Genomic DNA, 24,279 nt, shown 5'->3' on the forward strand with positions numbered 1-24,279 from the left:
GTTATGCGCCATAGGTTCCCGATCTCGTGTCTCCTCCCCTACCCGTCCAGTTCTCATGGAAGAAGCGGCCGCGCGGCTCGTCTGTCCGCTCGAAGGTATGGGCGCCGAAGTAGTCGCGTTGCGCCTGAACCATATTGGCAGGCAAAGCGGCCGATGTCAATGAATAGAAATAATTCAAGGCAGACGAAAAAGCCGGTACCGGCAGTTCTTCGCCGATGGCCTTTACCACCAACCGCTTCCAGCCGGAGAGCAACTTGTCCATTTCATTCTTGAAGTAAGGCGCCAGCAGCAAGTGTCCGGGCTTATCCGCCGTCTCGAAGGCGGCGGCTATGTCGTTCAGGAAAGCACTGCGTATGATGCACCCTCCGCGCCACATGCGGGCCACGGATGCCAAATCGAGCTTCCAGCCGAAAGTGTCGGAAGCGCTTTGCAGCACGGCAAACCCTTGTGCGTATGACACTAACTTCGAGGCGTAGAGTGCGGCATAAAGTTCTTCCGTCAACTCCTCTTTATCGTACATTGCCGTCAAGCCTTCGCGGGCATATTGCGCAGCTGCCTTCTCGCGCAGACTTTTCGTGGCCGACAGGCTGCGCTCGAACACAGCCGTGGCAATCAGTCCCAAGGGCATGCCCAGCTCCATGGCGTTGACCACAGACCATTTGCCCGTGCCTTTCTGTCCCGCCGCATCCAGAATCTTATCCACCAGATACCCGCCCGACTGGTCTTTATGAGCCAGAATCGCAGCGGTGATTTCGATGAGGTAGCTGCGCAACCCGCCCTCGCTCCAACCGGCAAAGACCTTAGCCATCTCTTCGTTCGGCAAATCGAGCAACTTCTTCATCACCCAGTAGGCCTCGGCTATGAGCTGCATGTCGCCGTACTCTATGCCGTTGTGTATCATTTTCACAAAATGCCCCGAACCTGCCGGGCCCACCCAATCGCAACACGGCGTGCCGTCCGGCGCTTTTGCCGCTATGCTTTGCAGCACAGGCTTCACTTCCGCCCATGCGCTTTCCGAACCTCCGGGCATGATGGACGCTCCGTTCAGCGCTCCCTCTTCTCCTCCCGACACACCGGCTCCCACAAAGCGGAAGCCCTTCTCTTCGGCCAGCAGCACACGACGGTTGGTATCTTCGTAGTTAGAGTTGCCGCCGTCAATCAAGATATCTCCTGCTGACAGATAAGGGAAAAGCTGCTCCATCAGTTCGTCCACCGCACTGCCGGCACGCACCATCATCATGATTTTGCGCGGAGTGGCGATGGAAGCCGTAAAGTCCGCAATGTCCGTATATCCCCGGATATTTTTTCCTTTGGCCCGGCCGCTCATAAAACGCTCCACCACAGCTTCCTCCACTCCCGGAACCGTACGGTTATAGACCGAAACGTCCCATCCTTTGCTCTCCATGTTCAGAGCCAGGTTCTCGCCCATCACGGCAAGTCCTATTAATCCTATGTCCGATTTTTTTAAATGTTCCATATGCTTGTAAAGATTTTCTTTCTACTGAAACAAAGAGTTTACGACATTTGTTCGTGCATGCCGCAAAATTCGTGGTTGCGTCTTCCAAAAAATAAGAAGCATCAAAGTACTACCACAAACAGGCCTCAGGTCTAATTCTCCAACAAGACTTAACGACCTCTCCCCTTCTCTTTCCGCCACTGTCCCGGCGTCATCCCCTTCTCGGCCTTGAAGAGGGTGCTGAAATTGCGTGCGTGACGAAAGCCCGAACGCTCGGCCACTTCGGATATGCTGAGCTCCGTCTCCTCGAGCAAACGGACGGCATGTTCCATGCGGCAACGGGCCACGTACTCGCCCAGACCGACGTCTATCACCCCTTTCAACTTATTGTAGAGTGTGGCACGGCTCATGCCCATGCGGAGGGCAAGGAAAGGCACGTCCATCGCAGGGTCGTCGATGTGTTCGCGAATGATGCGTTGCAGGCGCAGCAGCAACTCCTCGTCGCGATGAGTGCGCGAGACGGCCGGTGAAGCCGGCAAGTCGGCAACCGGACGGTAGTGCGTCTTCACGATGTGGCGGGCATGCAGGATGGTCTGTATGCGCAGGGCGAGCATCTCCATGTCGAAGGGCTTGGTGATGTAAGCCTCGGCGCCAGCCTTGTAGCCCTCTTCCATCACCTGCTCGTCGGCGTAGGCGGTGAGGAATATCACGGGGATATAATCCAGCTCGGGGCTCTGCTTGATGTGGCGGCAGAGCTTCAGTCCGTCCATGCGGGGCATGCGGACGTCGCTCACCACGATCTGCGGCGTTCGGGAGGCAAGCAAGGGCAACGCCTCGAGGCCGTCGTGCGCCTCGTACACCTCCTCGAAGAGGGCTTGCAGCTCGCAGGTCAGCAGGCGACACAGGTCGCGGTCGTCCTCTACAATGAGTATGGACTGATACTTCTCGCCGGTTGCCGGTTGCACCCGTTCCGCCCCGGGCAGAGGCTCGACGGGGGCCAAACGGTTGAGCAGCTCGAGGCGGGGAAACGACTTGATGCGGGCAGCCTCGGTACGGCAAGGCAGGGTGAACGAGAAAGTGGCCCCCTGTGTGCCGTCAAAGTTGGCATGTGCACCGATGACGCCTCCGTGCATCTCGACCAACTGGCGGGCATAAGAAAGGCCGATACCCGTCCCCTCGAGCCCATGATCGCCGCGGTAGAAGCGGGTGAAGAGATGCGGCAGGTCTTCGTCGCGAAGCCCGATGCCGTGGTCGGTGACAGTGACGCGCAGGTAGGCGCCGGCATCTTCGTACGAAGTGCGCACAAGGGTTTCCGTGCCCGCTTCGCTGAACTTGCAGGCATTGGTCAGCAGGTTGCTCACCACAATCTCGCACTGCGCACGGTCGAAGCAGACCGTCCCTATCCGCTCGTCCGGCTCGAAACGGAGTGTGATGCCCCGCTCGCCGAACTCGGTGCGGAAGTCGTCGAGCATACCTCCCAGCCACTCGTTGAAAGGATGGGCTGACATGCGCAGGATGTTCTCTTCCACCTCCATACGGCGTATGTTCAGAATCATGTCGATGAGGTTCTTCATCTGTCGCGTCTGTCTGAAGATATCCAACAACTTGGTGCGCACCTCGTGCGGGATGTTGCGGCCGGCGGCAAGCAGTTTCAGTGGGGTGTAAATCAGCGTAAGGGGCGTGCGCAGCTCGTGGCTGATATTGATAAGGGCACGCACCTTGTCCTTATAAATCATCCGCTCCTTCTCTCTCAACTCAGCTTGCATCCGCCTTTCGCGGGCACGAAGGAAGAGCACCGCCACCAACAGCAACAGCAATCCCACCGCTACAAGAAAAGGCGTGCGCAGCCACCACGGAGGAAGCACAGTGAGGGTAAGCAAGGGGAAAAAGTCCGTCCACTCGCCATTATCGGCCGTGCACTGCCCCGTGATGCGGTAGGTGCCCGGAGGAAGGGTCTGCAGGGTCAGTTTCGGGCGGGAGCTCTCGATACTGCCCTCGTTCAGCCCGCCGATGCGGAAGCGGTAGATACGCTTGTGGAACAGGTCGGCACCGGCAAGGCTCACGGAGAGATTGAGCGACGTGAAGCCGTTCTCCACCTCCAAGGCTCCGGTAGCAGGCAGCGCCACAGGTGCGCCGTCCAAGAGCGCCTCCTGCAAGAAGAGCCTCGGGATGCGGGGAAGGCCGTCTTCCTTCAGTGCCGGGTTGACACGCAGCAGTCCCTCGGAGCCACCCATGTAAACGTTGCCATCGCGGGCATGCAGCACGGGCTTGGGCAGGAAGTCGTTGGGCAGCACGCCGTCCGTCTCGCTGTAAATGACGAAATGGCGCCGTTGCGGGTCGTAGGCATAGAGCACGCCGACGGCGCCCATCCACACCGTACCGTCGCGGCCGGCAACCAGCGAAGTGACCAAATCGTTACCGTCGGGAAGGACGATGCGCTCGGGCTTCGGGTTGCCGGGCGAAAGACGGCTCACGCCTCCGGGTTCGGCAAACCACAAGGTTCCGTCCGGAGCGAGGGCGGCGGTGAGTATGCGGTTGACAGGACGCTCCACGACGTACCGGAAACGGTCGCCGGCCCTGTCGCGGCAGAAGATGCGCGTGCGATCGTGGTAGTAGTCCTCGGCTCCCGCCGTACCGATGTATATCCACGAAGCACCGATTCGGGGCAGGCCGGTACGTATGGGTGTCAGCAGGCCTTTACGGGGATGATAGCGATAGGCTTCCGAGCCGTAAATCTCAATTTTTCCATCCGGGTTGAGACGCAGATTGACGGGACTTCCCGAACTTTCCAGCCTCCGCTGAACCTCTCCATCGGGCAGGGAAAAACGCCGATACGCTCCCGTACGCTTGTTCAAGGAGAAGAGGCCGCTCGTAAAACCGGAGAGCAACAGTTCGGCGTCGGACAGCGGGCAGAGCGATACAATCTTCTTGCCCTCCGTGGCCGGATAGTGCGTAAACTCTTCCGTATCGGGCGAAAAGCGGTTCACGCCCCCGCCATCCGTACCTATCCAGAGCGTTCCGTCGCCTTCTTCCCAAAGACACAAAGGACATTTGCCCGACAGCCCGAGCCGCAGATTCAGCGAGGCCTTGGTATAGGTCTTGATAAAGCTCTTCCGAGCTCCGAGGATGCCTTCGCGCACCATGCCTATCCACAGATAGTCATCGGTGGGACAAAGACAGGTGGCGGAATTGGCCGGGAAGTTAGGGAAACGTTGCGCAGTGATGTGCTGCGCCTCTCCGGTGTCGGTATAGAGCACATTGATGCCCCCGCCGTCGGTAGCCATCCAGAGGGCGCCTCCCCACTCCTTGATGTCGAGCACGATGTCATTGTTCAGCTTCCCGTTGGAGCAGTTATATTCGGCCAGCAGGGTGCCGTCGTGCGCATAACACTTCACGCCCCTGCCGTAACAGGCAATCCAGTAACGTCCCTTAGCGTCGCGGTAGAGGCAATTCACCCCTGAAGTATCTCCCTGCATGGGAGCCCGGTCGATGCTGCCGTTTCGCTTATCCAGCAACAACAGCCGCCCGAATGTGTCGATCATCAGAAAATGACGCCCATCATAAGGCAGCAACTGCAACGGACGCACTCCCCGCAATGAAAAGGGAACGGAGTACAGCAGCTCTTTGTGCAAGCCGTAAACCAACAGCGTGTCCGCCACGGGAATAAAAATCCGCTCTCCGTCGGGCACGACATGATTGGCCGCTACCGGCCGGCCGTTCCGAAACAGCGGCTTCAGGTCTCGCTGCTCGGGTTCGTAGCAAAGCACCCCACCGATGGCGGCGAACCAGATGCGTCCGCTTTTATCTCCCTGTATGTGAAGGATGTAGTGCAGGTTGTCCGTGACGTCGGCCACCCCGAACGCGTCCGCGGGTGCGGCAAAATTTGCAGCACCTGCCGCACCGGTAAATTCCGCAACGTCGGCCGATGTCGCATATTTCCTTATCTTCTCTCCGTTAAAGCGATACACTCCCTGCTTGGTGCCTATCCATAAAGACCCTCTGCCATCGTTGTACAATGCGGTGACGGACGAGGGCAAGCCTTCGTCGATGGATAGCTGCTTGAATTGGTAATAAGGAGTCCTGTTTGCTGCCGCCCGCAATGAAGGCCAGCATAAGAAAATCAAAACAAGCACTGTTCCGAGATTTCTTCCAAGGCCATTCGCCAAGTGTTTTTCCATGTATTTCAGACTTAAATTCCACATAAAGAGAGTCTCGTTAAAGCGATGGAATGAGACATTCCTATCGGCAATACAAAATTAATAGAAAGATTCACATGCGCCGCTTTCTTTTACGAGTATTTCGGGAGACCGCCATGTTGAAATCCCATTTTTTCCCATAAAACGACAAATAATTCCACATAGATGTCCGCATCAATCCATAGCTTTGTGTTCGATAACGGGAAGCACCGTTCCGGCGATGTTAACCATCTATTTTATAACTATAAAAACATGATTATGAATCTAAGAAGACTTGCTCAAAAGGCATTTGCTACTCTATCATTGAGTATGTTGTGTTTAGCCGCTTTTGCACAAGGACGCCCGATATCAGGTACCGTTGTCGACGGTACGGGCGAACCGGTGATTGGCGCAAACGTATTGGAAGTTGGTACGACCAACGGAGTAATTACCGATATCGACGGTAATTTCAAACTTCAAGGCGTGCAGCCCGGCGCCAAAATCCAGGTATCGTTTATCGGTTACATTCCGCAAACCATTGCCGTGGGCAACCAGACAAACATCAAAATAACACTGAAAGAAGACGCACAGGCATTGGACGAAGTGGTTGTGGTAGGTTACGGTACGATGAAAAAAACAGACGTAACAGGCTCCTTGTCTTCCGTCTCGGCAGAGAAGCTGGCGGCACGCGGTGTTCTTCGCGTAGAAGATGCGTTGCAAGGCTCTGTTCCGGGCGTCAACATCACTCAGTCCAACAGCCGTGCCAATGGAGGATTCAATATCCAAATCCGCGGGCAGGCCTCCATCAACAACACAAGCGGCCCACTGTATGTAGTAGATGGTATGGTAGTGTCTTCCATCGATTTTCTGAACCCGGAAGACATTGAACGCATCGACGTCTTGAAAGATGCTTCGTCCACAGCCATCTACGGTTCGCGCGCATCCGAAGGCGTCATCATCATCTCAACCAAAGGAACCGGTGCCGGACAGAGCAAGGCACAGCCTGTAGAAATCTCATACGACGGCTATTACGGCATACGCAAGGTGACGCGCATGCCCGACTTCATGGATGCGACGGAATGGATGAACTACCGTTTTGCGCGCTATACCACCACAAGCGGCCCAAACAGTGACGGGAGCGTCACCTACAAGATTTCGGACGGCGACCTTCAATCCGTCTTCCAGAACGGTGCGGAATGGAAAAGCTCTCCTTTGTACAACCGCTGGAGGAACAACGAAGGATACGATTGGGCAAACCAAGTACTTCGTACAGCTTCGCAACAGAATCATTTCATCAGTGCCTCCGGCGCTACGGAAAAGACAACCTACCGTTTGGGAGCAGGCTATCAAGGCGAAGAGAATGTCTTCAAGAAAAATGACTATAAGCGTTTCAACATCAAGGGTTCTTTCGACAGCAAACTGTCGAAGGTAGTAGAAGCCGGTATGTCCGTCAATCTGGTGCATGATATACAGAACGACTGGATTACGGACAGCTCCAACTCCTACTCCCCTTACAACAATGCTTTCTGGTTTGCTCCGGTAGTATCGCCGTGGGATGAAAACGGGAACCTCCTGGCCATTCCCGCCAAAGTGGGCAAGATGTCGTTAACCTCCACCCCTTCTCCTTTAGTAGACTTCGAAATCGACGCTTATCAAAACGAGACCCGCAAGTTTCATGTCTTCGGCAACGTATATATGCGCTTCAACATCATGGAAGGTCTGAAGTTTACCACCACTTTCTCTCCGAACTACTACCATGGCCGCCAAGGCATATTCATGGGTACGGGCGTATCCGACAAGTATCCGTTGGGAACCGCCTATTATCAAAACAAGAAGTACAATTATGCCGAAGCTACCAACACGGAGCGTTTGGACTGGACGTGGGATAACCAAATTGACTTCAGCAAAACGTGGGGCGACCACAGGCTGAACGCTATGGGCATGTATTCTCTCTACTCTACCTACAAAGAGGTTTATTCGCAAAGCGTAACGAATATTTCCGACGACAAACTCTCATTCTACTCCATGGGAAAAGGCTCCGGAACGAAGGGAATCGGTTCTTCCTATACCGAATCTTCGCTCGTATCCCTGGCCGCCCGCCTGAACTATGCCTACAAAGAGCGGTATATGGCCACCGTAACCGTGCGCACCGACGGCTCTTCGCGTTTTGCCAAAGACAACCGTTGGGGCTGGTTCCCCTCGGCGGCCGTTGCATGGCGTGCCTCGGAAGAAGATTTCCTGAAAGAGGTGAAATGGATAGACAACCTGAAGCTTCGCCTTTCTTATGGCGTCACCGGCAACAACAACGTGGGCGACTACGTTACGGCTTCCTCTGCCGCCGGCCCTTCTTATGCCGTCATCGGCGGGCAAGAATACCAAGGGTATTACGCCAACGGATTAATTGACAAGAATCTGATTTGGGAGAAAATCAAGGAGTTCAACATAGGCGCGGACTTCGCCGTTCTTCAAAACCGCATCAGCCTGACGGCAGACGCTTACCGCCGTTTGTCCGACGGGCAAATAATGAAAGCCACCGTTCCTTTGGAGACGGGCGAAAGTTCCATAACCACCAACATCGGCTCCGTACAGAATACCGGCATCGAATTGGCACTGAACCTCGGCGTCATCCGCAACAACAGCTTCACATGGGACGTCAATCTGGCTTTTGCCCGCAACTGGAGCAAAATAAAGGAACTGCCTAACGGAGACGACGTGGCCAACAACTGGTTCCTCGGCGAGCACCTGAATGTCCTGCGCGACTATACCAGTGCCGGAATCATCACCAAAGACGGCGTCACCATGCACACCATCAACGGCGACCGCCATTATACACTGCAAGAAGTGTACGACAAATTCGGCCCCAAAAGCAGCAACAAGCTGAAATGGTATGAAGGACAGATGGCGGTAAACGACTGGAACGATGACGGAAAGATAAACGATGACGACAAACAGATTTATGCCTGCACAGACCCCACATGGACAGGCAGTTTAAGTTCCTCCATGGCATACAAAGGCTTCGATTTCTCCTTCATGCTCTATACCAAGCAAGGACAATGGTCGCGCAGCTACTTCCACGAACAATACATGAACTATGGCGACCGCGGACGCCAGAAAGTGAGCTTCGACTATTACATTCCCGCAGGAACTCCGGTGCTGGATAGAGAGACCGGCAACGTGACTCATCAGGAAACCGCCCACATCGGCAAATATCCCTATCCTAACAATACGGAAAAGACCGGAGGCGGTTACTTCAGCAGCAGCAGCGCTTCTGTCCGCTACCACAAAACATCTTTCGTAAAAGTGAAGAACATCACCTTGGGCTACACTTTCCCCAAAGCATGGCTGAGCAAAATCGCAGTCAAGCATCTGCGCCTTTATGTAAACGTGCTCAATCCTTTCTGCTTCACCGATTACGAAGGATTCGACCCTGAATGGGCAAGTGCAAACCTGACAGACGGCGGCCCGGCTTCCGTCACTTATCAAATTGGTGCAAACATCAAGTTCTAACGATTCAAATCTTATAAAAAATGAAGACTTACAAGAAATTACTATATACGGCATGTCTGGCAGGAACCACCATGCTGACCGGCTGCGACAGTTTTCTCACGGCGGACAACAAGAGTTCCGTAACCGATGTGGATTATTTCGCAACAGCTTCGGGATTCCGTTCTCTCGTTTACGACGCGTATGCTCAACTCACGGATATTTATAACAGCGATAATGTCGCCACCTACTTCAATGCCGGCACCGACCTCTATCAGGACGGGCGTACAGACATAGAGGCCGCCCTGCACCGCTGGTCGAACTTTACTCCCGAAAACGCTACGGTAAAGAAATTCTATACCGACTGCTATGACGGTATCCGTTCGTGCCTTGCCATCCGGTATTATGCCCCGTCGGCCATCGTCAGCGATGATGTCAGACAAAAGGCCATCGATGAAGGGCGTTTTGTGGAAGCCTTGTTCTATTACTTGCTGGTGAACAACTACGGAGGCGTACCATTGATACCCGAATATGCAAGCAGTGCCGTCAAGGGCTATCCGCGCGCAACGGCCGAGCAGGTCTACACCTATATCATCGATGAGCTGAAAAGCATTATCGCCAACAATAAATTGGCAGCCTCAACCGCAACCCGGGGAGGAGGTGAAGCCAGCATCGAAGCAGCCAAAGCACTATTGGCGAAAACATATCTTTCGGCCGCATGGGACTTGAACAAAACAGACTACTTCACCGAAGCCGCCAAATATGCGGACGAAGTCATCAACGGGCGTTCACTGACGGCAGAGTTTGCCGACCTTTGGGCGGCCGACCGTTCGGGCGACGACAACGCGGAATTCATTTTCGACATAGAATATGATTTTGACAGCACCCATGACCAAACCGTAGGCAACCGTTGGCAATCATTCTACTGCGGCTACTATGGCGGCGCCGAAGAAGGCATGAAGCATGGCGCTTCCGCGTTCGTCCCCCTCATGCACACACTGAAATGCTTTGAACCCGGAGACAAACGCTACGACGCGACATTCATGAAGACATTGCTGGTAAAGAAAGCATGGAATCCGAACAACGGCTTCAAGGAAAACGGCATGCCGATTGGCGATTACTTCGCTTTCTACGCCAACGGGCTGAGCGCAAAAGGCAAAATGGTAGGCGTATATTATCCCGCCTATTGGGAATGTGACGCAGCTGCTGTAGCGGCATGGCGTGCCGAAGACCCCGAGAACAGAATCAACACATTCGTCATCCCGCAAAACGACCTGACAGCCGAAATGGAGCCTATGAGCAACTACATCAAAGACCTGAAAGACTTCTCCGACGGAGTGATTGCCAAATACGGCTTCACCGAAGCACAGAGGATGAGCTGGGCCGTCAATCCATGCCGCAAATTCGATGACAGCAAGACCGCACAATACACATCCGGCAAGAGTTTCCGCGACCTGCATGTCATCACCTTGCCTGAAATATTCCTTGTTGCGGCTGAAGCTTATCTGAAAACCAATGACAACGGCAAAGCTCTTGCCCGCATGAATGCGCTCCGCACACGTGCAGGCCTTGCCACCGCAACCCATATCGACATTGACGCCATACTGAAAGAGTCTGCTTGCGAAATGTTCGGCAACGGCTGCCGCCGCATGGAGCTGCGTCGCACCGGCAAACTCGTGGAATACAACAATCTATACAACCCCAACCTGACAGGAAGTGCAGAAACCGCCATCGGCAAAAAGCTCTTATGGCCCATACCGCAAGCAGCCATCGATGCCAATGATTTGCTGACTTCCAATGATCAGAATCCCGGGTATTAATAACAAGCCTGAGCTCGATATAATGAGACGCAAAACGACATGCGTATGTCATTGCTTATGAGATACGTATGTCGTTGCCTATGAGATACGCATGTCGTTGCCTATGAGATACGTATGTCATTGCTCACGAGATACGTATGTCATTGCTCACGAGATACGTATGTCGTCATCCATGAGATATATAGGACGTGCTTAATGAGATATATAGGACATTGAGCACTTCTTACATCAGACTCTGGTTACTTGTTTTTCATCCTTTTATCCTTATATTCCGTCGGGGTCATTCCCATCTTCTGCTTGAAGCACTTGCTGAAATAGCGCGGGTCGTTGATGCCCACCATATAGGATATTTGGGTCATGGTATATTCACCGGTTTCAATAAGCCGGACGGCACGATTGATACGCATTTCCTTAATAAATTCAATGGGTGCCAGTCCGGTCAGAGTTTTCAGTTTCTTAAAGAACACGGAACGACTGACTGCCAACTCTTGTACCAAATCATCCACAACCAAATCGCCGTTGTCCATATTCTTCTCCATCAGCTCCCGCAGTTTATCCATAAACTTACGGTCATTGGGCGACAGCTCCGGAGCCTTTTGTTCTTCCGCCTCCTCTTCCGATGAGCTCAAGGCAACTGTTCCGGAAGACATCAAATCTGCCCGATACAGTTCCTGAAGCTTGCGGCGCTGCATCAGCAGATTCCTGACGCGCGCCTTCAGATAGGTTGCACTGAAAGGCTTCGTAATGTAATCGTCGGCACCGAACTCCAGCCCCTCCACCTTGCTTTCCATGGAGGTCTTGGCCGTCAACAGAACAATGGGGATGTGGCTGGTGGTCATATCGGCCCGTAAATCGCGGGTCATGGCGATGCCGTCTTTTTCAGGCATCATCACGTCGCTGATGATGATGTCGGGCAAAAGCTTTAAGGCTTTGTTCAGCCCCTGCACGCCGTCTGCCGCCTCTACCACCCGATATTCGGCCGCAAAGACAGAACGCAGGAACAGCCGCAATTCCGAATTATCTTCCACCAGCAACATGGTCTCTTTATCCACCGCCGCCTCTTCATCTTCTTGTTCCTGCCACGCTGCTTGTTCTGCCGTAGGTGGATGAGTTGCGTTATCCGTATCCATGACTTGCTCTGGCATCCCCACTACCGCCGCCGCATCATCCCGAAGGAACTCCACTCCGTCATCGTAATGCTCTTTACCTTTCAGGAAATCGACCTTAAAGCAGCTGCCCTCACCCAATTTGCTGTCAACGGAAATCACGGCTTTATGCATTTCAACCAATTCTTTCACCAAGGACAATCCTATCCCCGTACTCGACTGATTGAACAGCCCTCTATCTACCAGATTCTCAAACCGCAGGAAGATTGACTTCTTCTTGTTTTCGGCAATGCCGATGCCTTGATCTTCCACCCCTACCGATACGGTTTTCTCTTCTTCACGAACAAAGACGGTTATCATTTTTCCGTCAGGAGTGTATTTAAATGCGTTGGATAGGAGGTTGAACACGATTTTCTCGTATTTGTCGACATCCACCCACAGATAAAGCTCTTCCTTCTCCGTCTCAAACAGAAAGTCGATGTGGCGTTCCTCGGCCATGGCATCAAAACTCTCCATAATCTTACGGGTAAAGGCCACCACATTGATGCGTTGTACCTGCATCTTCATTTTCTTGTTCTGTATCTTGCGGAAATCGAGAATCTGATTAATCAGGCGGAGCATGCGGTTGGTATTACGCTCCACCACCCGGAGCTGTTCGCGGACATCGGCCGACAGGGTTGCATTCGCCAAGACGTGTTCCACCGGCCCTGAAATCAAGGTCAGGGGGGTACGCAATTCATGCGAGATGTCCGTAAAGAAGCGCAGTTTCATATCCGCCATCTGCCGCTCCATATCCACCCGATGCTTCAACCGGTAGATGGTGAACAAGATATATACGGCCGTGATGATAATCAGCAGCACCAACAAGACGTAGAGGACGTAGGCATAAGGTGTTTCCCAAAACGAAGGAAGTACCTCTATATCGAGTGTACGGATATTATCCACCCATACTCCATCGGCATTCGTCGAGCGCACTTTAAAGACATAATCTCCTTTGGGAAGATTCGTATATGTAGCCATCCGTTGTTTACCCACATAGTTCCATGATTTTTCAAATCCCTCCAGAATATAGGCATACTGAATCTCGGACGGAGCCGAGTAATCGAGCGCCGCATATTGAATGGTGAAGATATTTTCTTTGTGAGACAGCTCCAGTTTGCGCGTGTCGTCCAGACTTTGCTTCAAGACCGACTTCTCTCCGGGCATTACATTCTCATTGGAAAGCAACAGACCGGATAATACAATGGGAGGAACGTAATCGCTCTTGCGTGTGGAATCGGGGTTGAACACAAAGATGCCGTTGCTTGCACCGAACAGGACATTGCCCTGAGAAGTGCAGGCAGCAGCCGCCTCGCTGAAACGTACCCGGGAAAAAACACCTTTATTATCATAATTCTCAAATCTTTCTTCCGAAGGAATAAACTTGCTGATACCGTTCTCGGTACTCATCCAAAGATTGGCACTGCCATCCTCGATTATAGACAAAAGCACATCGGACGGCAACCCGTCTTGTACGGAGTAAGACTTGAACCGGGCATTGCCGTCCCGGTCCAGAGAAACCAGCTTGTTCAACCCTCCGCCGAAGGTGGCCAGATAAAGCTCTTTGTTCCGGGTGGAGATAATCCAGTGAACATCGTTATTGCTCAAGCTATGTATATCTTCCGGCACACGCACGTAATGATGAAAAACGGCATCTTCCGGAGAAGCAAAATCTTCGTTCAGCATCAAGGCTCCCACGGTTGTGCCAATCCAGATATGTCCCCGGCCGTCGCCGGTAATGAAACGTGCTTTGTAGCAATCGTCTATGGGATAACCCTTCAGGTTATTGCGATGATTGACGAAGATTTCCTTCCCCTCCTTGTCATGCGTCATGTAGTTTACACCGCCGGCAAAGGTAGCCACCCAGATTCTTCCGCGAATGTCTTCGTACACACAATAAACGTTATCGTCACTCAAACTGTAAATATCATCTCTCCGATACCTGTAACGTGTCAGTTCATAACGTGCATCGCCTTTCCGTTCGGCTTTTACCAAACCGTCTCCTTTCGTTGCAATCCAAAGGCTGCCTTTTTTGTCCTGTAAGATGAAATAAACATTCCCCCGCAACGGAACACCGGTATGTGATATTACGCCTTCCTCCGTCAAATAGCCCCGCTCCTTACGATTTTTATCATACACCCTCAGTTTGCCGTCTTTCAGGCCTACCCAGAGATTGTGTTCCTTGTCCTCGCAAAGTCCCCTCACCTCGTTGCTCAACGATTCGTAATGATGGGGCACAGGGGTAATCATCTCAAATTGCGGGGGACGGAAAGTCACTTTCTCCAAGCCCTTTGAGTGGGTGCACATCCATAAATTGCCCTGCCTGTCCGAGAAAGCGGCATGAATCTTATTGGAGAAACGCCAGTTGCCGTCCGCCAAACTATTATAGAAAGGACGCAGACAGTTCTGCTTTCTGTCGAAATAGGAGAATCCTCCTCCGTAAGGATGTACCCACACCATACCGTGGATGTCTTCATGTACATGAAAAGCCGGGCGCGAACGGTCTGTACTGGTAGGTTCCACGGCGATGGTTTCGGTTTTCAGCGCCTGTGTTTGGGGATTAAAATGTGCAACGATGCCCGGTATGTGCTGTTCAAACCACACTTCCGAATATTTGTCCACATAGACGGAATGAACAGGAGCGTCCGGCAAGCGGGACGCCTCATAATGTTTCGTTGTCTTTGTACGGAACTGATACACGTAAAAGCCGTCGGTAGCGGTGGCTATAAGCATCTCGTGTTCATTCAGTTTCTTGATAGATACGATTTTTGAAGTACCCGGCAGTCGGAACAGGCTAAACTTGCCCGTCGGCTTCCGGTAGCACCATATACGCCCGTTCTCCGACCCAAAGAGTATTTCATCGCCCTGCTCCAGACAAGCATAGAATGGCTGTCCGTCCTTCGTTTCTTTTTCTGCCGTCTCCGTAAAAAAAGACACGGGCGTTTTCCTTCCGGACACAAGCATGCCCAATCCATTGTCGGTCAGCATCCACTCATGGCCGGAAAGGTCTTCATACACCTCGCGTACGCGTACGGCCGGAAACAGACCGGTTTCCGCAGCATACCATTCCGTAGTGAGCCTGTAAGTGTCAGGCGACGTTACGACCCGAATCGCTCCCTCCTTTTCGGTAAGCAACCATACGACACCACCGGGTAGAAGCTTGATAGACGTTATTGTGGCAGCGCTTCCTCCTGCATTTCCCGAAGGCACTTGCTCGAATATCTCGGTGCGGGGATCGAAACGATAGACGCGGTTATCATAAGTCAGAAGCCAGAGAAAACCATACCGGTCTTCATACATCCGGTCTATACGGTTATTGGTCAATGCTATTTGGTTGCCCAGCCTCGCTTTATACGTTTTGAATGTATATCCGTCAAAGCGGTTGAGGCCATCCCAAGTGGAGAACCACATGTTCCCCCTGCTGTCCTGCAAGATGCCCATCACCGTGTTTTGAGACAAGCCGTCCTCAGATGAATAATGAGTTAAAAAACAATCGGGCTGCGCGCAGACAGTCCATACATACATCAAACTCGTAATCAGATATAAGATTCTTTTTGCCATAATCAGTCCATTCTGTGCGGTAAAGATACATATTTCATAGAGAATTATCGTATCTTTGTTTTTTATTTAATAATCACAGACAAACCGCCAAGCCATGAGATACACCACCATTCTTTTCTGCCTATTCCTCCTTATGCACTCCACCGCCTCCGCACAAACCGACACCATCCCTTACGGGACAGTGAAGAACATGCCCACTTTCTATGAACAACTGAAGCGGCAGCTGACCTACCCCATGGCATGGGGCAACTCGCCGACAAAGGATTTTGACCGATGGCGTGCAGAAGCCCGCAACATCCTGACGGAATGCATGCAAAACCTTACTCCCGCCCCGCAGAGCTATGACATGGAAACCGTAGACACAGAATCTCGCAACGGATACAAAGCACATAAAATCCGCTTCAACGTCTCTGCATGGTGCCGTATCCCCGCCTATCTGCTGGTTCCCGATGGCAAGGGTCCTTTCCCCGCCATCGTCGTGCTGCACGACCACGGCGCCCATTTCTCCATCGGCAAGGAGAAGATGATACGCCCCTTCCATGTAGCGCCGGAAACATTGGCCGATGCCGACGACTGGGCAGAACGTTGTTACGACGGCCGGTATGTGGGCGATTATTTTGCAGCCCACGGCTATGCCGTTCTGTCCATCGACGCCTTGTTTTGGGGAGAACGCGGTCGAAAGGAGGGCGTCGACTATGACGGACAGCAGGCACTTGCATCCAATTTCCTGCAAATGGGCAGTTCTTGGGGCGCATTTATCCATATGGACGACGTGCGCAGCGCCGAATTTCTTGCTTCCTTGCCCTTTGTCGATAAAGAGCGAGTGGGATGCCTCGGTTTCTCCATGGGGGCTTATCGTTCATGGATGCTGTCCGCCCTCACCGACTGCGTGAAGGCCTCCGCCTCGATATGCTGGATGAACACCACAGACAGCCTGATGACGCCGAACAATAACCAGAACAAAGGCGGTTCGGCCTACGCCATGCTCATCCCCGGCCTGCGCCGCTATCTGGATTACCCCCATACCGCAAGCATAGCCTGCCCCAAGCCCACCCTCTTCTTCAACGGAACACAAGACAAGCTATTCCCGATAGCCGGAGTGAAAGACGCCTATGCCACCATGCAGTCCGTATGGAAGAGCCGGCATGCGGCAAATCGTCTTGTCACCAAAATCTGGGATGAGAAACATTTTTTCAGCCAAGAGATGCAAAATGAAACTTTGGATTTTTTCAACAAATGGCTGAAGTAACACGTGTTTCGCCACCATGAAACTTTTAGTTTCACCCATTCCCTAAGGATGAGACCCTACTTCCCAATACAACTGAAGCCACTTCCCAATACGACTGAGGCTGCCTCAGTCGTATTGGGAAGCGGCTTCTCCATACATGGGAACAAATAAGGCCGTAAACACCGTTTCACAACCGCCACACATCGTGCAGGCATGCATCACATATCGCAACCGGCCATTTCTATCCCAAATCCTTGCATACCTCAAGTATTTTAGCGAATATTGCACGTAATTCGTTACAATTATAGAATAGATGTTTCCGCATAATCATATAACAGACATGGACGAACAGCTCTTCAGAAGCTTTGTAGAGGCATATTCGGGCGACCTGTTGTATTATGCGCGCTACCTTGTCCGCTCCAAAGAGGAAGCGGAAGATATTGTGAGCGATGTCTTTGTCGAAGTCTGGCAGAACAGAAATAAACTGGCGGAAATAAAAAAGATAAAAGCATGGCTGCTGACCATTACCCACAACAAAGCAGTCTCTTACCTGCGCAAGAAAGCCGGCTCCATGACCTTCGTCTCATGGGACGATTTGGCCGCGCACACCATGCCCGACGAATTGCAGACACCCGACGAACGACTCATCAGCCGGGAAGAGATGACCCGCATCAACAAAGCCATCAACGATTTGCCACCCCGCTGCAAGCAAGTATTTGTTCTGGCCAAGATAGAGAAACTCCCTTATAAAGAGATTGCCACGATGCTGGACATCTCCGTAAAGACCATCAACATACACGTGGCCAAAGCCTTAGAACACATAGCAACAGCCTTGGAAAAATAAATCGGAGAAACAAATAAGCACCCCATTGAGCCTTTCCGGCTGACCCGTTTTCCCACCCGCACAAAAAAACTATCTTTCGGAATAGGAGATTTTAAAACAAGCTGCGTCATATTAATAACACTGTCACACAGATGGAAGATAAAAAAAACAAAGAAAACGAAAAATACCAACAGTTGGCCTCTTTCTTGGACAACCGTTCAGCCCGCCCCGATGAGAGTTTTTCTCAATCGGAAGAAGAAGAAGATTTGCAGAAGTTGATTTTCTTATGGGACGAGTGCACACCTTCCCGGACAGAGGCAAACGAAGTGTGGGACAAAGCACTTCGGAAGATAGAAGAGCAGGCCGGCAAACAAACGCCCCGTATCAAAAAGCACACGGCCCTTATGCTGTATGGCGGACTGGTGGCAGCATCCATCGCCCTCTTGCTCGCCTTTTTCTATTTCCTTAATCAAGGAGGAAAAGACGTTGAAGACGAAAAGGCCAAGATGGAGCAATTCCTACTTGCCAACACGGGTGATGAAGAGATAAAAGAAGTGACACTGGTGGTTTCGGACAAGAAAAAAATAGAGATAGCCAACAATGCCCAAGTGGCTTACACACAGGGCGGTCAGGTACAGGTCAATTCCTCCAAAGTAGATGAAGCGCCCGTAGTGGAAGAAGCCGTGGAAGAAACTGAAGAATACAACCAGATCATCGTACCCAAAGGACGCCGCTCCATGATTGTGCTTGCCGACAATAGCCGTATATGGATAAATTCCGGCAGCAAGGTGATTTATCCGCGCACATTCAAAGGAAAGAAACGACAAATCTTTGTAGAGGGTGAAGCCTACTTGAAAGTAGCGCACAACAAGGAAAAGCCTTTTATAGTCAGTACTTCCGCCTTCGAAGTCGAAGTATTGGGCACATCTTTCAACATTGCCTCACGCAAGGGAAGCAACCGGGCCGATGTCGTACTGGTAGAAGGCTCGGTAGACGTAAAAGACCATCAGGAAAGACATATAAAGATGCAACCCAACGAACGGGTGGAGCTGAACGAGGCGGGCATCGCAAAAAAAGAAAAAGTAAACGCGCTCGACTACATCCATTGGGTAGACGGAGTATGGGTGCTGAACGGAAAACCTCTGAAAGAAGTGCTGAGATATTTGACAGAATACTACGGACAGCAGATAACCTGCCATCCATCGATAGCCGATACACCTTTCTTCGGAAAGCTTTATTTGAATGAAGAGCTGGACACCGTATTGGAGTCAATCAGGCATACCCTGTCCTTGAAGTCCACTCTTCAAAAAGAGTCGATTTACATAGAAAACATTTAAAGAAAAACATATTGTCAACCTTATAACTCAATCTATTTTAAGTAACCAAAATCAATACGAAAGTATGAAAAAAAAGATGACTATCGGACGGATAAATAGCTGCTTTATCTCTATTTATCTGCTATTAGGTGCTTTTTTAGCGACAGAGGGTTGTTTGCTCCCTCTGCATGCCGCAGAGCATCGCGATTCTGAGAACAAACAAAATGTAGTGACGGCACAGACCGTAAAGCAAGTACTCGGATACATCGAGCACAATAGCAATTACGTTGTTCTGTATTCCAACAATGTCTTATCCGAATTAGAGAAAAAAGTTTCCGTCAACACAGAAGGAAAAGCCGTCAAGGAAATCTTGCAAGAACTCTCTTCTGCCACGAACCTTGAATACAAGATAAACGACCGCCAGATTACAGTGGCCAAAAAGTCTCCGGTCGCTACCCATCAACCACAACAAAACACCACAATCAAAGTGACAGGACAGGTCGTTGACGAGAATGGCGAAACCATTCCCGGAGCCAACGTAGTTGTAAAAGGTCTTACCGGAACAGGTGCGGTGACCGACTTAGACGGTAAATTTACATTGGACGTTCCGCAAGGCTCTGTACTGGTAATTTCCTTTATCGGATATGTAACACAAGAACATGCCGCAAAAGCCGGAGAAAAGCTGACCGTGAAATTGATTCCCGATGCTCAGGCTTTGGAAGAAGTCGTAGTAGTGGGCTACGGCGTGCAAAAGAAAGAAAGCCTGACAGGTGCCATGCAGACGGTGAACAGCAGCAAACTGAAAGACATCACGACTCCTTCGGTGGAAAACATGCTGAACGGCAAGGCGGCCGGTGTATATGTTGCGCCGGGTTCCGGTCGGCCGGGTGCTTCGGGAGCGGTGGTTATTCGCGGTAAAGTGACATTGAATGGCGGAACCGCACCATTATGGGTCATCGATGGTGTAATCGTGGGGTCGGATGCCGGACAGCTCAATCCGAACGACATTGAAACCATGACCATCCTGAAAGACGCTTCTTCTACCGCCATCTACGGCTCCGAAGGTGCCAACGGTGTTATTGTGGTTACCACCAAAAGCGGAAAGACCGACAAGATGAATATCAATGTCTCAGCCAAACTGGGTGTCAGCAGTCTGAACAATGGGAACCTCGAAATGATGAACGGGGCAGAGCTTTATGATCTATATAGTTCATTCTCTAACGCCGGCGACATAAGTTTCCCACGCTGGAATCCCGATTTGCGCAATAGTAACTTCAGTTGGTGGGATTTAGCTACCAAGACCGGATTCACACAAGATTACAATGTATCCCTGCAAGGCGGAAACGAGAAGCTGAATTCATTTGTTTCTGTAGGAGTATATGATGAAACCGGTGCCGTGAAAGGATATGACTATACTCGTTACAACTTCCGCGCGAAAGCAGCTTATAAACCTTTTAACTGGCTAACGGTGAAACCTTCTTTATCCGGTGCGCGCCGTGACATCACAGACACGCAATATAGCGTAGGCTCCATGTATTCCATGTTCCCTTGGGATAGTCCTTATGATGAAAAAGGCGGGTTAGCGCCGCACCGCTATTCCGGTTGGGTCAACAACACGGCAACCAATTATCTGTTAGACCTCAGCTACGGTGATAAATCAAGTTCCCGCTATCTTGAGTTTATGGGAAATTTTGACTTTGATATCAAACTGACCGATTGGCTGACTCTCTCTTCCGTCAACAGTTACAAATACATTTCTTATGGAAGCGAAAGCTATACCGACCCTCGCTCCAGTGGCGGTAAAAGTGTACAAGGACGCGTCACCGACTACAGATGGGAAGCTGCACGTCGCTATACCAATCAGATATTGCGCTTTAACAAGAACTTTGACAAACATTCTATACAAGCATTGGCAGCCCACGAGTTCAAAGATTATTGGAGTAAAACACTCGATGCTAAAGGAACAGGACTAATCTCCGGTTTTGAAGTTCTCGACGTTACGTCGTTGGCCGAAAAAGCCAAAGGTGGAATAAGCGAATGGGCTGTCGATTCTTACTTCTTCAGAGGAAATTACAGCTATGACAACAAATATCTGGTAGAAGCTTCGCTTCGTCGTGACGGTGCTTCCAACTTCGGCGACAATGCCAAGTGGGGTAATTTCTTCTCTATCAGTGCAGGTTGGAATGTCAACCGTGAAGAATGGTTCAAATGGGATTTTGTAAATAATTTGAAGCTACGCGCCTCTTACGGTACGGTAGGTAACCGTCCGGATTCTCTTTATCCGCAATACGACCTTTATTCTGTGTCCTCAAGTTATAGTTACAACGGTGTCCCCGGTGCCCTGATCAGCCAGATAGGAAATAAAGACTTGACTTGGGAAGAAACGAAAACCATCGGCATCGGTTTGGATTTATCCATGTGGCAAGACCGCTTCCGCTTCACCTTCGATTGGTACTCCAAAGACACAGACAACATCTTGTATGCTGTGCCCATCTCCGGTTTAACGGGCGTAACCCGACTTTATAAGAATGTAGGCAAGATGCAGAACCAAGGTTTTGAAGTATCCGTTGGCGGCGACATCATCCGTACCAAGGATTGGTTATGGAGCATTGACGCCAACCTGGGCCACAACAGAAATAAGTTGAAAGACTTGTTTCAGACTCGCGCGGCCGATGGCACATACAGCACTGCACGAATGATCATCGGCGACAACTCCGGAATTGCAGGTAGCGCACAGCGGGTTTTAGAAGTCGGTTCTCCGATAGACACCTATTGGATGCCTGAATGGGCAGGAGTGAACCCGGAGAACGGTGCGCCGCAATGGTATGATAAAAACGGAGAAAAGACAAGCAAGTATGCCGATGCCGCATACCGCAAGTGCGGCACTTCCAATCCGGAAGTATTCGGTGGATTCTCTACGGCGTTGAGATGGAAAGACATCGATTTCAATGCAGTATTCGGTTATTCTTTAGGCGGACATCTCTATAACTATTCCCGCCAAGAATATGACTCAGATGGTGCATATACAGACCGCAACCAAATGAAATTGAAAAAAGGTTGGTCTCGTTGGGAGAAAGCCGGAGATATTGCAACCCACCCGGTGGCTGCTTACAATAACTCGAACAACTCGAACAAGATGTCTTCTCGTTATATCGAAAAGAATGATTTCTTAAAACTACGCTCGGTAAGTATCGGTTATAATCTGCAACTCCCTCAATATTACATTCAGAACATGCGGGTATTCTTCACGGCCGAGAATCTGCTGACCTTCACCGGTTACTCCGGCGTTGACCCGGAACTTCCTCCCAAGGATAGTGACGGCTCTGTAATAGGAACAACAGGACCTTCCGTTTATCCTTCTGTACGGAAATTTATGTTTGGCGTTAATCTTACATTCTAATTAAAAAGAAACAGGAATATGAAAAAAATCATTTTTATCATATTGACAGCTGCATTATGTACAGCTTGTGATATAGACCGCCTACCTTATGGCGCAATGGCGGCAGAGAATGTCACCGCAGACCCCAATTCCTCACTTGAGTCTTTGTTGAACGGCTGTTATGCACAACTCAAACATTGGGCCGACCCGATGCACCGTTGTGGCGAGTATGCGGGCGACAACATGATGATACGCGGTTCGTCCACAGATGCTTTCTATGAATTCATTTCATTCAGCCGCACCCCGCAGAACTATCGTTTACAGAACTTCTGGGATTACAGCTATAAAGCCATTGCTCAAAGTTCCAATATCATTAATATGATAGCCGAAGGACAAAGCGATGAAATAGACAACAAGTTGGGAGAGTGTTATTACATTCGCGGAATGCTCTATTTCTATTTGTGTCGTGCTTACGGTCGCCCCTATGCGCAAAATCCGGAAACGAACCTTGGCGTGCCTATAGTAAACGGAACTCCTTCGGATATAAACAACCTTAGTTTACCCGACCGGGCAACCGTAAAGCAAACTTATGCGCAAGCCATCAATGACCTGCGGAAAGCCGCAAATATGATGACCAAAAACAATGGTGCCATCTTTGCGTCCAAAGAAGCTGCACAAGCCATGCTTTCACGCATTTATTTGTACATGAGTGGTACTTATGAAAAGCCTAATACGAACTATGCCGATTCCGCCGTATATTTTGCCACGCAAGTCATCAACTCTGGCAAATATACACTGCTGTCTCGTTCTGATTTTATGAAATACAATACATTTACACCGGAAGAGAATAAGGAAACGATTTTCGCTATCAAACGTGTAGCATCCGAGTATTCCGGATACGATCACTATTATGGTGTCGGCGGTATGTATGCCAATATTGGCGGCATGGGATGGGGTGAAATGTATGCCAGTGCCAAATATATTGATCTTTTGAATGAAACGGGACGCAACGACTGGCGCGAAGATCATTACAAAATGGTAGATGCACGTGCCGCTTTCATTGAACCTACTTATGATAAATCCAAACAGGCAGTCTTCCGTTTCATCAAACCGACCTTCCCCCTGGAAGTGAATATCTCAAAAGATAAAATTACGGGGTACAACTATGTACAAGCCGGTTTATTGAAAGAGAACGGAAAGTATTATGCAGTAGAGAAGAACGTAACGCAATACAAAGTCAAAGCCGATGACCCGAACAAACTGGAAGCGGATAAGGACGCTTCCGGAAAAGTGCTGGCAAAAGATCTTAAGTACGAACTGGAAGTTATAGATGCAGAACAAGGTTATTTTAAAATACGTAATTACAATGCCGGAACAAATATAACCAATGTACTGATGGATTTGACGGGTATAGAAGATTATTTCATCTCTTTAAATCGTGTTTATCCGCAATTCTATATTACCAAATGTTCGCGCGAAGGCGAGGATTCTCATCTGCATTCCCCTATCATTTCTCGTTTAGGCGAAATCTACCTGAACCGTGCGGAAGGTTATGCCAAACAGGGCAAATATGCTGAAGCACTTGCAGACTTGAATCTAATTCGTAACCGTGCCATCGTAGGTGGAGGATATGAATCTTTGGACGCAAGTAATGCCAAAGAACGTATTGACAAGGAACGCCAGTTGGAGTTAGCTTATCAGGCAGAACGCAGCTATGATGTGTTTCGAAACAACGACCCATTGGTACGTCGCTACCCGGGGCCTCATCGTCAACTCGAAGACATCCCCGCTACGGATTACCGAGTTGTTTATTACATCCCTCAAGATGCGATAAACTCATATCCGGGCACTTTGACACAAAACCCGACAAGTAATTAAGCCACATTTCTTTCT

Annotated in this window: 10 protein-coding genes; 7 read left to right on the top strand and 3 right to left on the bottom strand. The window is 50.6% G+C overall.

The features are described 5' to 3' along the window. Window position 1: 1 nt before the first annotated feature. A complete protein-coding gene (gene gnd / locus C4H11_RS03810) occupies window positions 2-1,477 on the bottom strand; it encodes a decarboxylating NADP(+)-dependent phosphogluconate dehydrogenase (protein ID WP_106040524.1) in 1,476 nt (491 codons plus the stop codon). 149 nt (window positions 1,478-1,626) lie between these two features. Continuing rightward, a complete protein-coding gene (locus C4H11_RS03815) occupies window positions 1,627-5,658 on the bottom strand; it encodes a hybrid sensor histidine kinase/response regulator transcription factor (RefSeq protein ID WP_234819869.1) in 4,032 nt (1,343 codons plus the stop codon). A 252-nt stretch (window positions 5,659-5,910) separates the two neighbouring features. Between C4H11_RS03815 and C4H11_RS03820 the strand changes: the two genes are divergently transcribed. Both C4H11_RS03820 and C4H11_RS03825 read left to right on the top strand, forming a co-directional pair. Continuing rightward, a complete protein-coding gene (locus C4H11_RS03820; RefSeq protein WP_106043100.1) occupies window positions 5,911-9,138 on the top strand; it encodes a SusC/RagA family TonB-linked outer membrane protein in 3,228 nt (1,075 codons plus the stop codon). A 20-nt stretch (window positions 9,139-9,158) separates the two neighbouring features. Next, window positions 9,159-10,934, top strand: a complete 1,776-nt coding sequence (locus C4H11_RS03825; RefSeq protein ID WP_106040526.1) for a RagB/SusD family nutrient uptake outer membrane protein — start codon at window positions 9,159-9,161, stop codon at window positions 10,932-10,934. A gap of 239 nt (window positions 10,935-11,173) precedes the next feature. Here the strand turns inward: C4H11_RS03825 and C4H11_RS03830 are convergent, their stop codons facing one another. Further along, window positions 11,174-15,640, bottom strand: coding sequence for a hybrid sensor histidine kinase/response regulator transcription factor (locus C4H11_RS03830; protein WP_106040527.1), 4,467 nt, complete (start codon window positions 15,638-15,640; stop codon window positions 11,174-11,176). Between the two features lie 94 nt (window positions 15,641-15,734). Between C4H11_RS03830 and C4H11_RS03835 the strand changes: the two genes are divergently transcribed. The 5 genes from C4H11_RS03835 to C4H11_RS03855 all read left to right on the top strand — a co-directional run bounded on the left by C4H11_RS03835 (window position 15,735) and on the right by C4H11_RS03855 (window position 24,264). Then, on the top strand, window positions 15,735-16,889 hold the full coding sequence (locus tag C4H11_RS03835; RefSeq protein ID WP_106040528.1) for a dienelactone hydrolase family protein: 1,155 nt from the start codon (window positions 15,735-15,737) through the stop codon (window positions 16,887-16,889). Between the two features lie 292 nt (window positions 16,890-17,181). Further along, a complete protein-coding gene (locus C4H11_RS03840) occupies window positions 17,182-17,712 on the top strand; it encodes an RNA polymerase sigma-70 factor (protein WP_106040529.1) in 531 nt (176 codons plus the stop codon). A 131-nt stretch (window positions 17,713-17,843) separates the two neighbouring features. Continuing rightward, window positions 17,844-19,028: a FecR family protein gene (locus tag C4H11_RS03845; RefSeq protein WP_106040530.1), complete on the top strand. Its 1,185-nt coding sequence runs from the start codon at window positions 17,844-17,846 to the stop codon at window positions 19,026-19,028. 64 nt (window positions 19,029-19,092) lie between these two features. Beyond that, window positions 19,093-22,407 (top strand): TonB-dependent receptor, encoded by a 3,315-nt coding sequence (locus C4H11_RS03850; protein WP_106040531.1) that lies wholly within the window; start codon window positions 19,093-19,095, stop codon window positions 22,405-22,407. 18 nt (window positions 22,408-22,425) lie between these two features. Then, a complete protein-coding gene (locus tag C4H11_RS03855) occupies window positions 22,426-24,264 on the top strand; it encodes a RagB/SusD family nutrient uptake outer membrane protein (protein WP_106040532.1) in 1,839 nt (612 codons plus the stop codon). Window positions 24,265-24,279 lie beyond the last annotated feature (15 nt).

It is taken from the genome of Bacteroides zoogleoformans, assembly GCF_002998435.1.
Lineage (GTDB): Bacteria > Bacteroidota > Bacteroidia > Bacteroidales > Bacteroidaceae > Bacteroides > Bacteroides zoogleoformans.

Coding starts and splice junctions, on each gene's coding strand:
- C4H11_RS03855 (WP_106040532.1), top strand. CDS start 22,426: ATGAAAAAAATCATTTTTATCATATTGACAGCTGCATTATGTACAGCT.
- C4H11_RS03845 (WP_106040530.1), top strand. CDS start 17,844: ATGGAAGATAAAAAAAACAAAGAAAACGAAAAATACCAACAGTTGGCC.
- C4H11_RS03820 (WP_106043100.1), top strand. CDS start 5,911: ATGAATCTAAGAAGACTTGCTCAAAAGGCATTTGCTACTCTATCATTG.
- C4H11_RS03825 (WP_106040526.1), top strand. CDS start 9,159: ATGAAGACTTACAAGAAATTACTATATACGGCATGTCTGGCAGGAACC.
- C4H11_RS03835 (WP_106040528.1), top strand. CDS start 15,735: ATGAGATACACCACCATTCTTTTCTGCCTATTCCTCCTTATGCACTCC.
- C4H11_RS03850 (WP_106040531.1), top strand. CDS start 19,093: ATGAAAAAAAAGATGACTATCGGACGGATAAATAGCTGCTTTATCTCT.
- C4H11_RS03840 (WP_106040529.1), top strand. CDS start 17,182: ATGTTTCCGCATAATCATATAACAGACATGGACGAACAGCTCTTCAGA.
- gnd (WP_106040524.1), bottom strand. CDS start 1,477: ATGGAACATTTAAAAAAATCGGACATAGGATTAATAGGACTTGCCGTG.
- C4H11_RS03815 (WP_234819869.1), bottom strand. CDS start 5,658: ATGTGGAATTTAAGTCTGAAATACATGGAAAAACACTTGGCGAATGGC.
- C4H11_RS03830 (WP_106040527.1), bottom strand. CDS start 15,640: ATGGCAAAAAGAATCTTATATCTGATTACGAGTTTGATGTATGTATGG.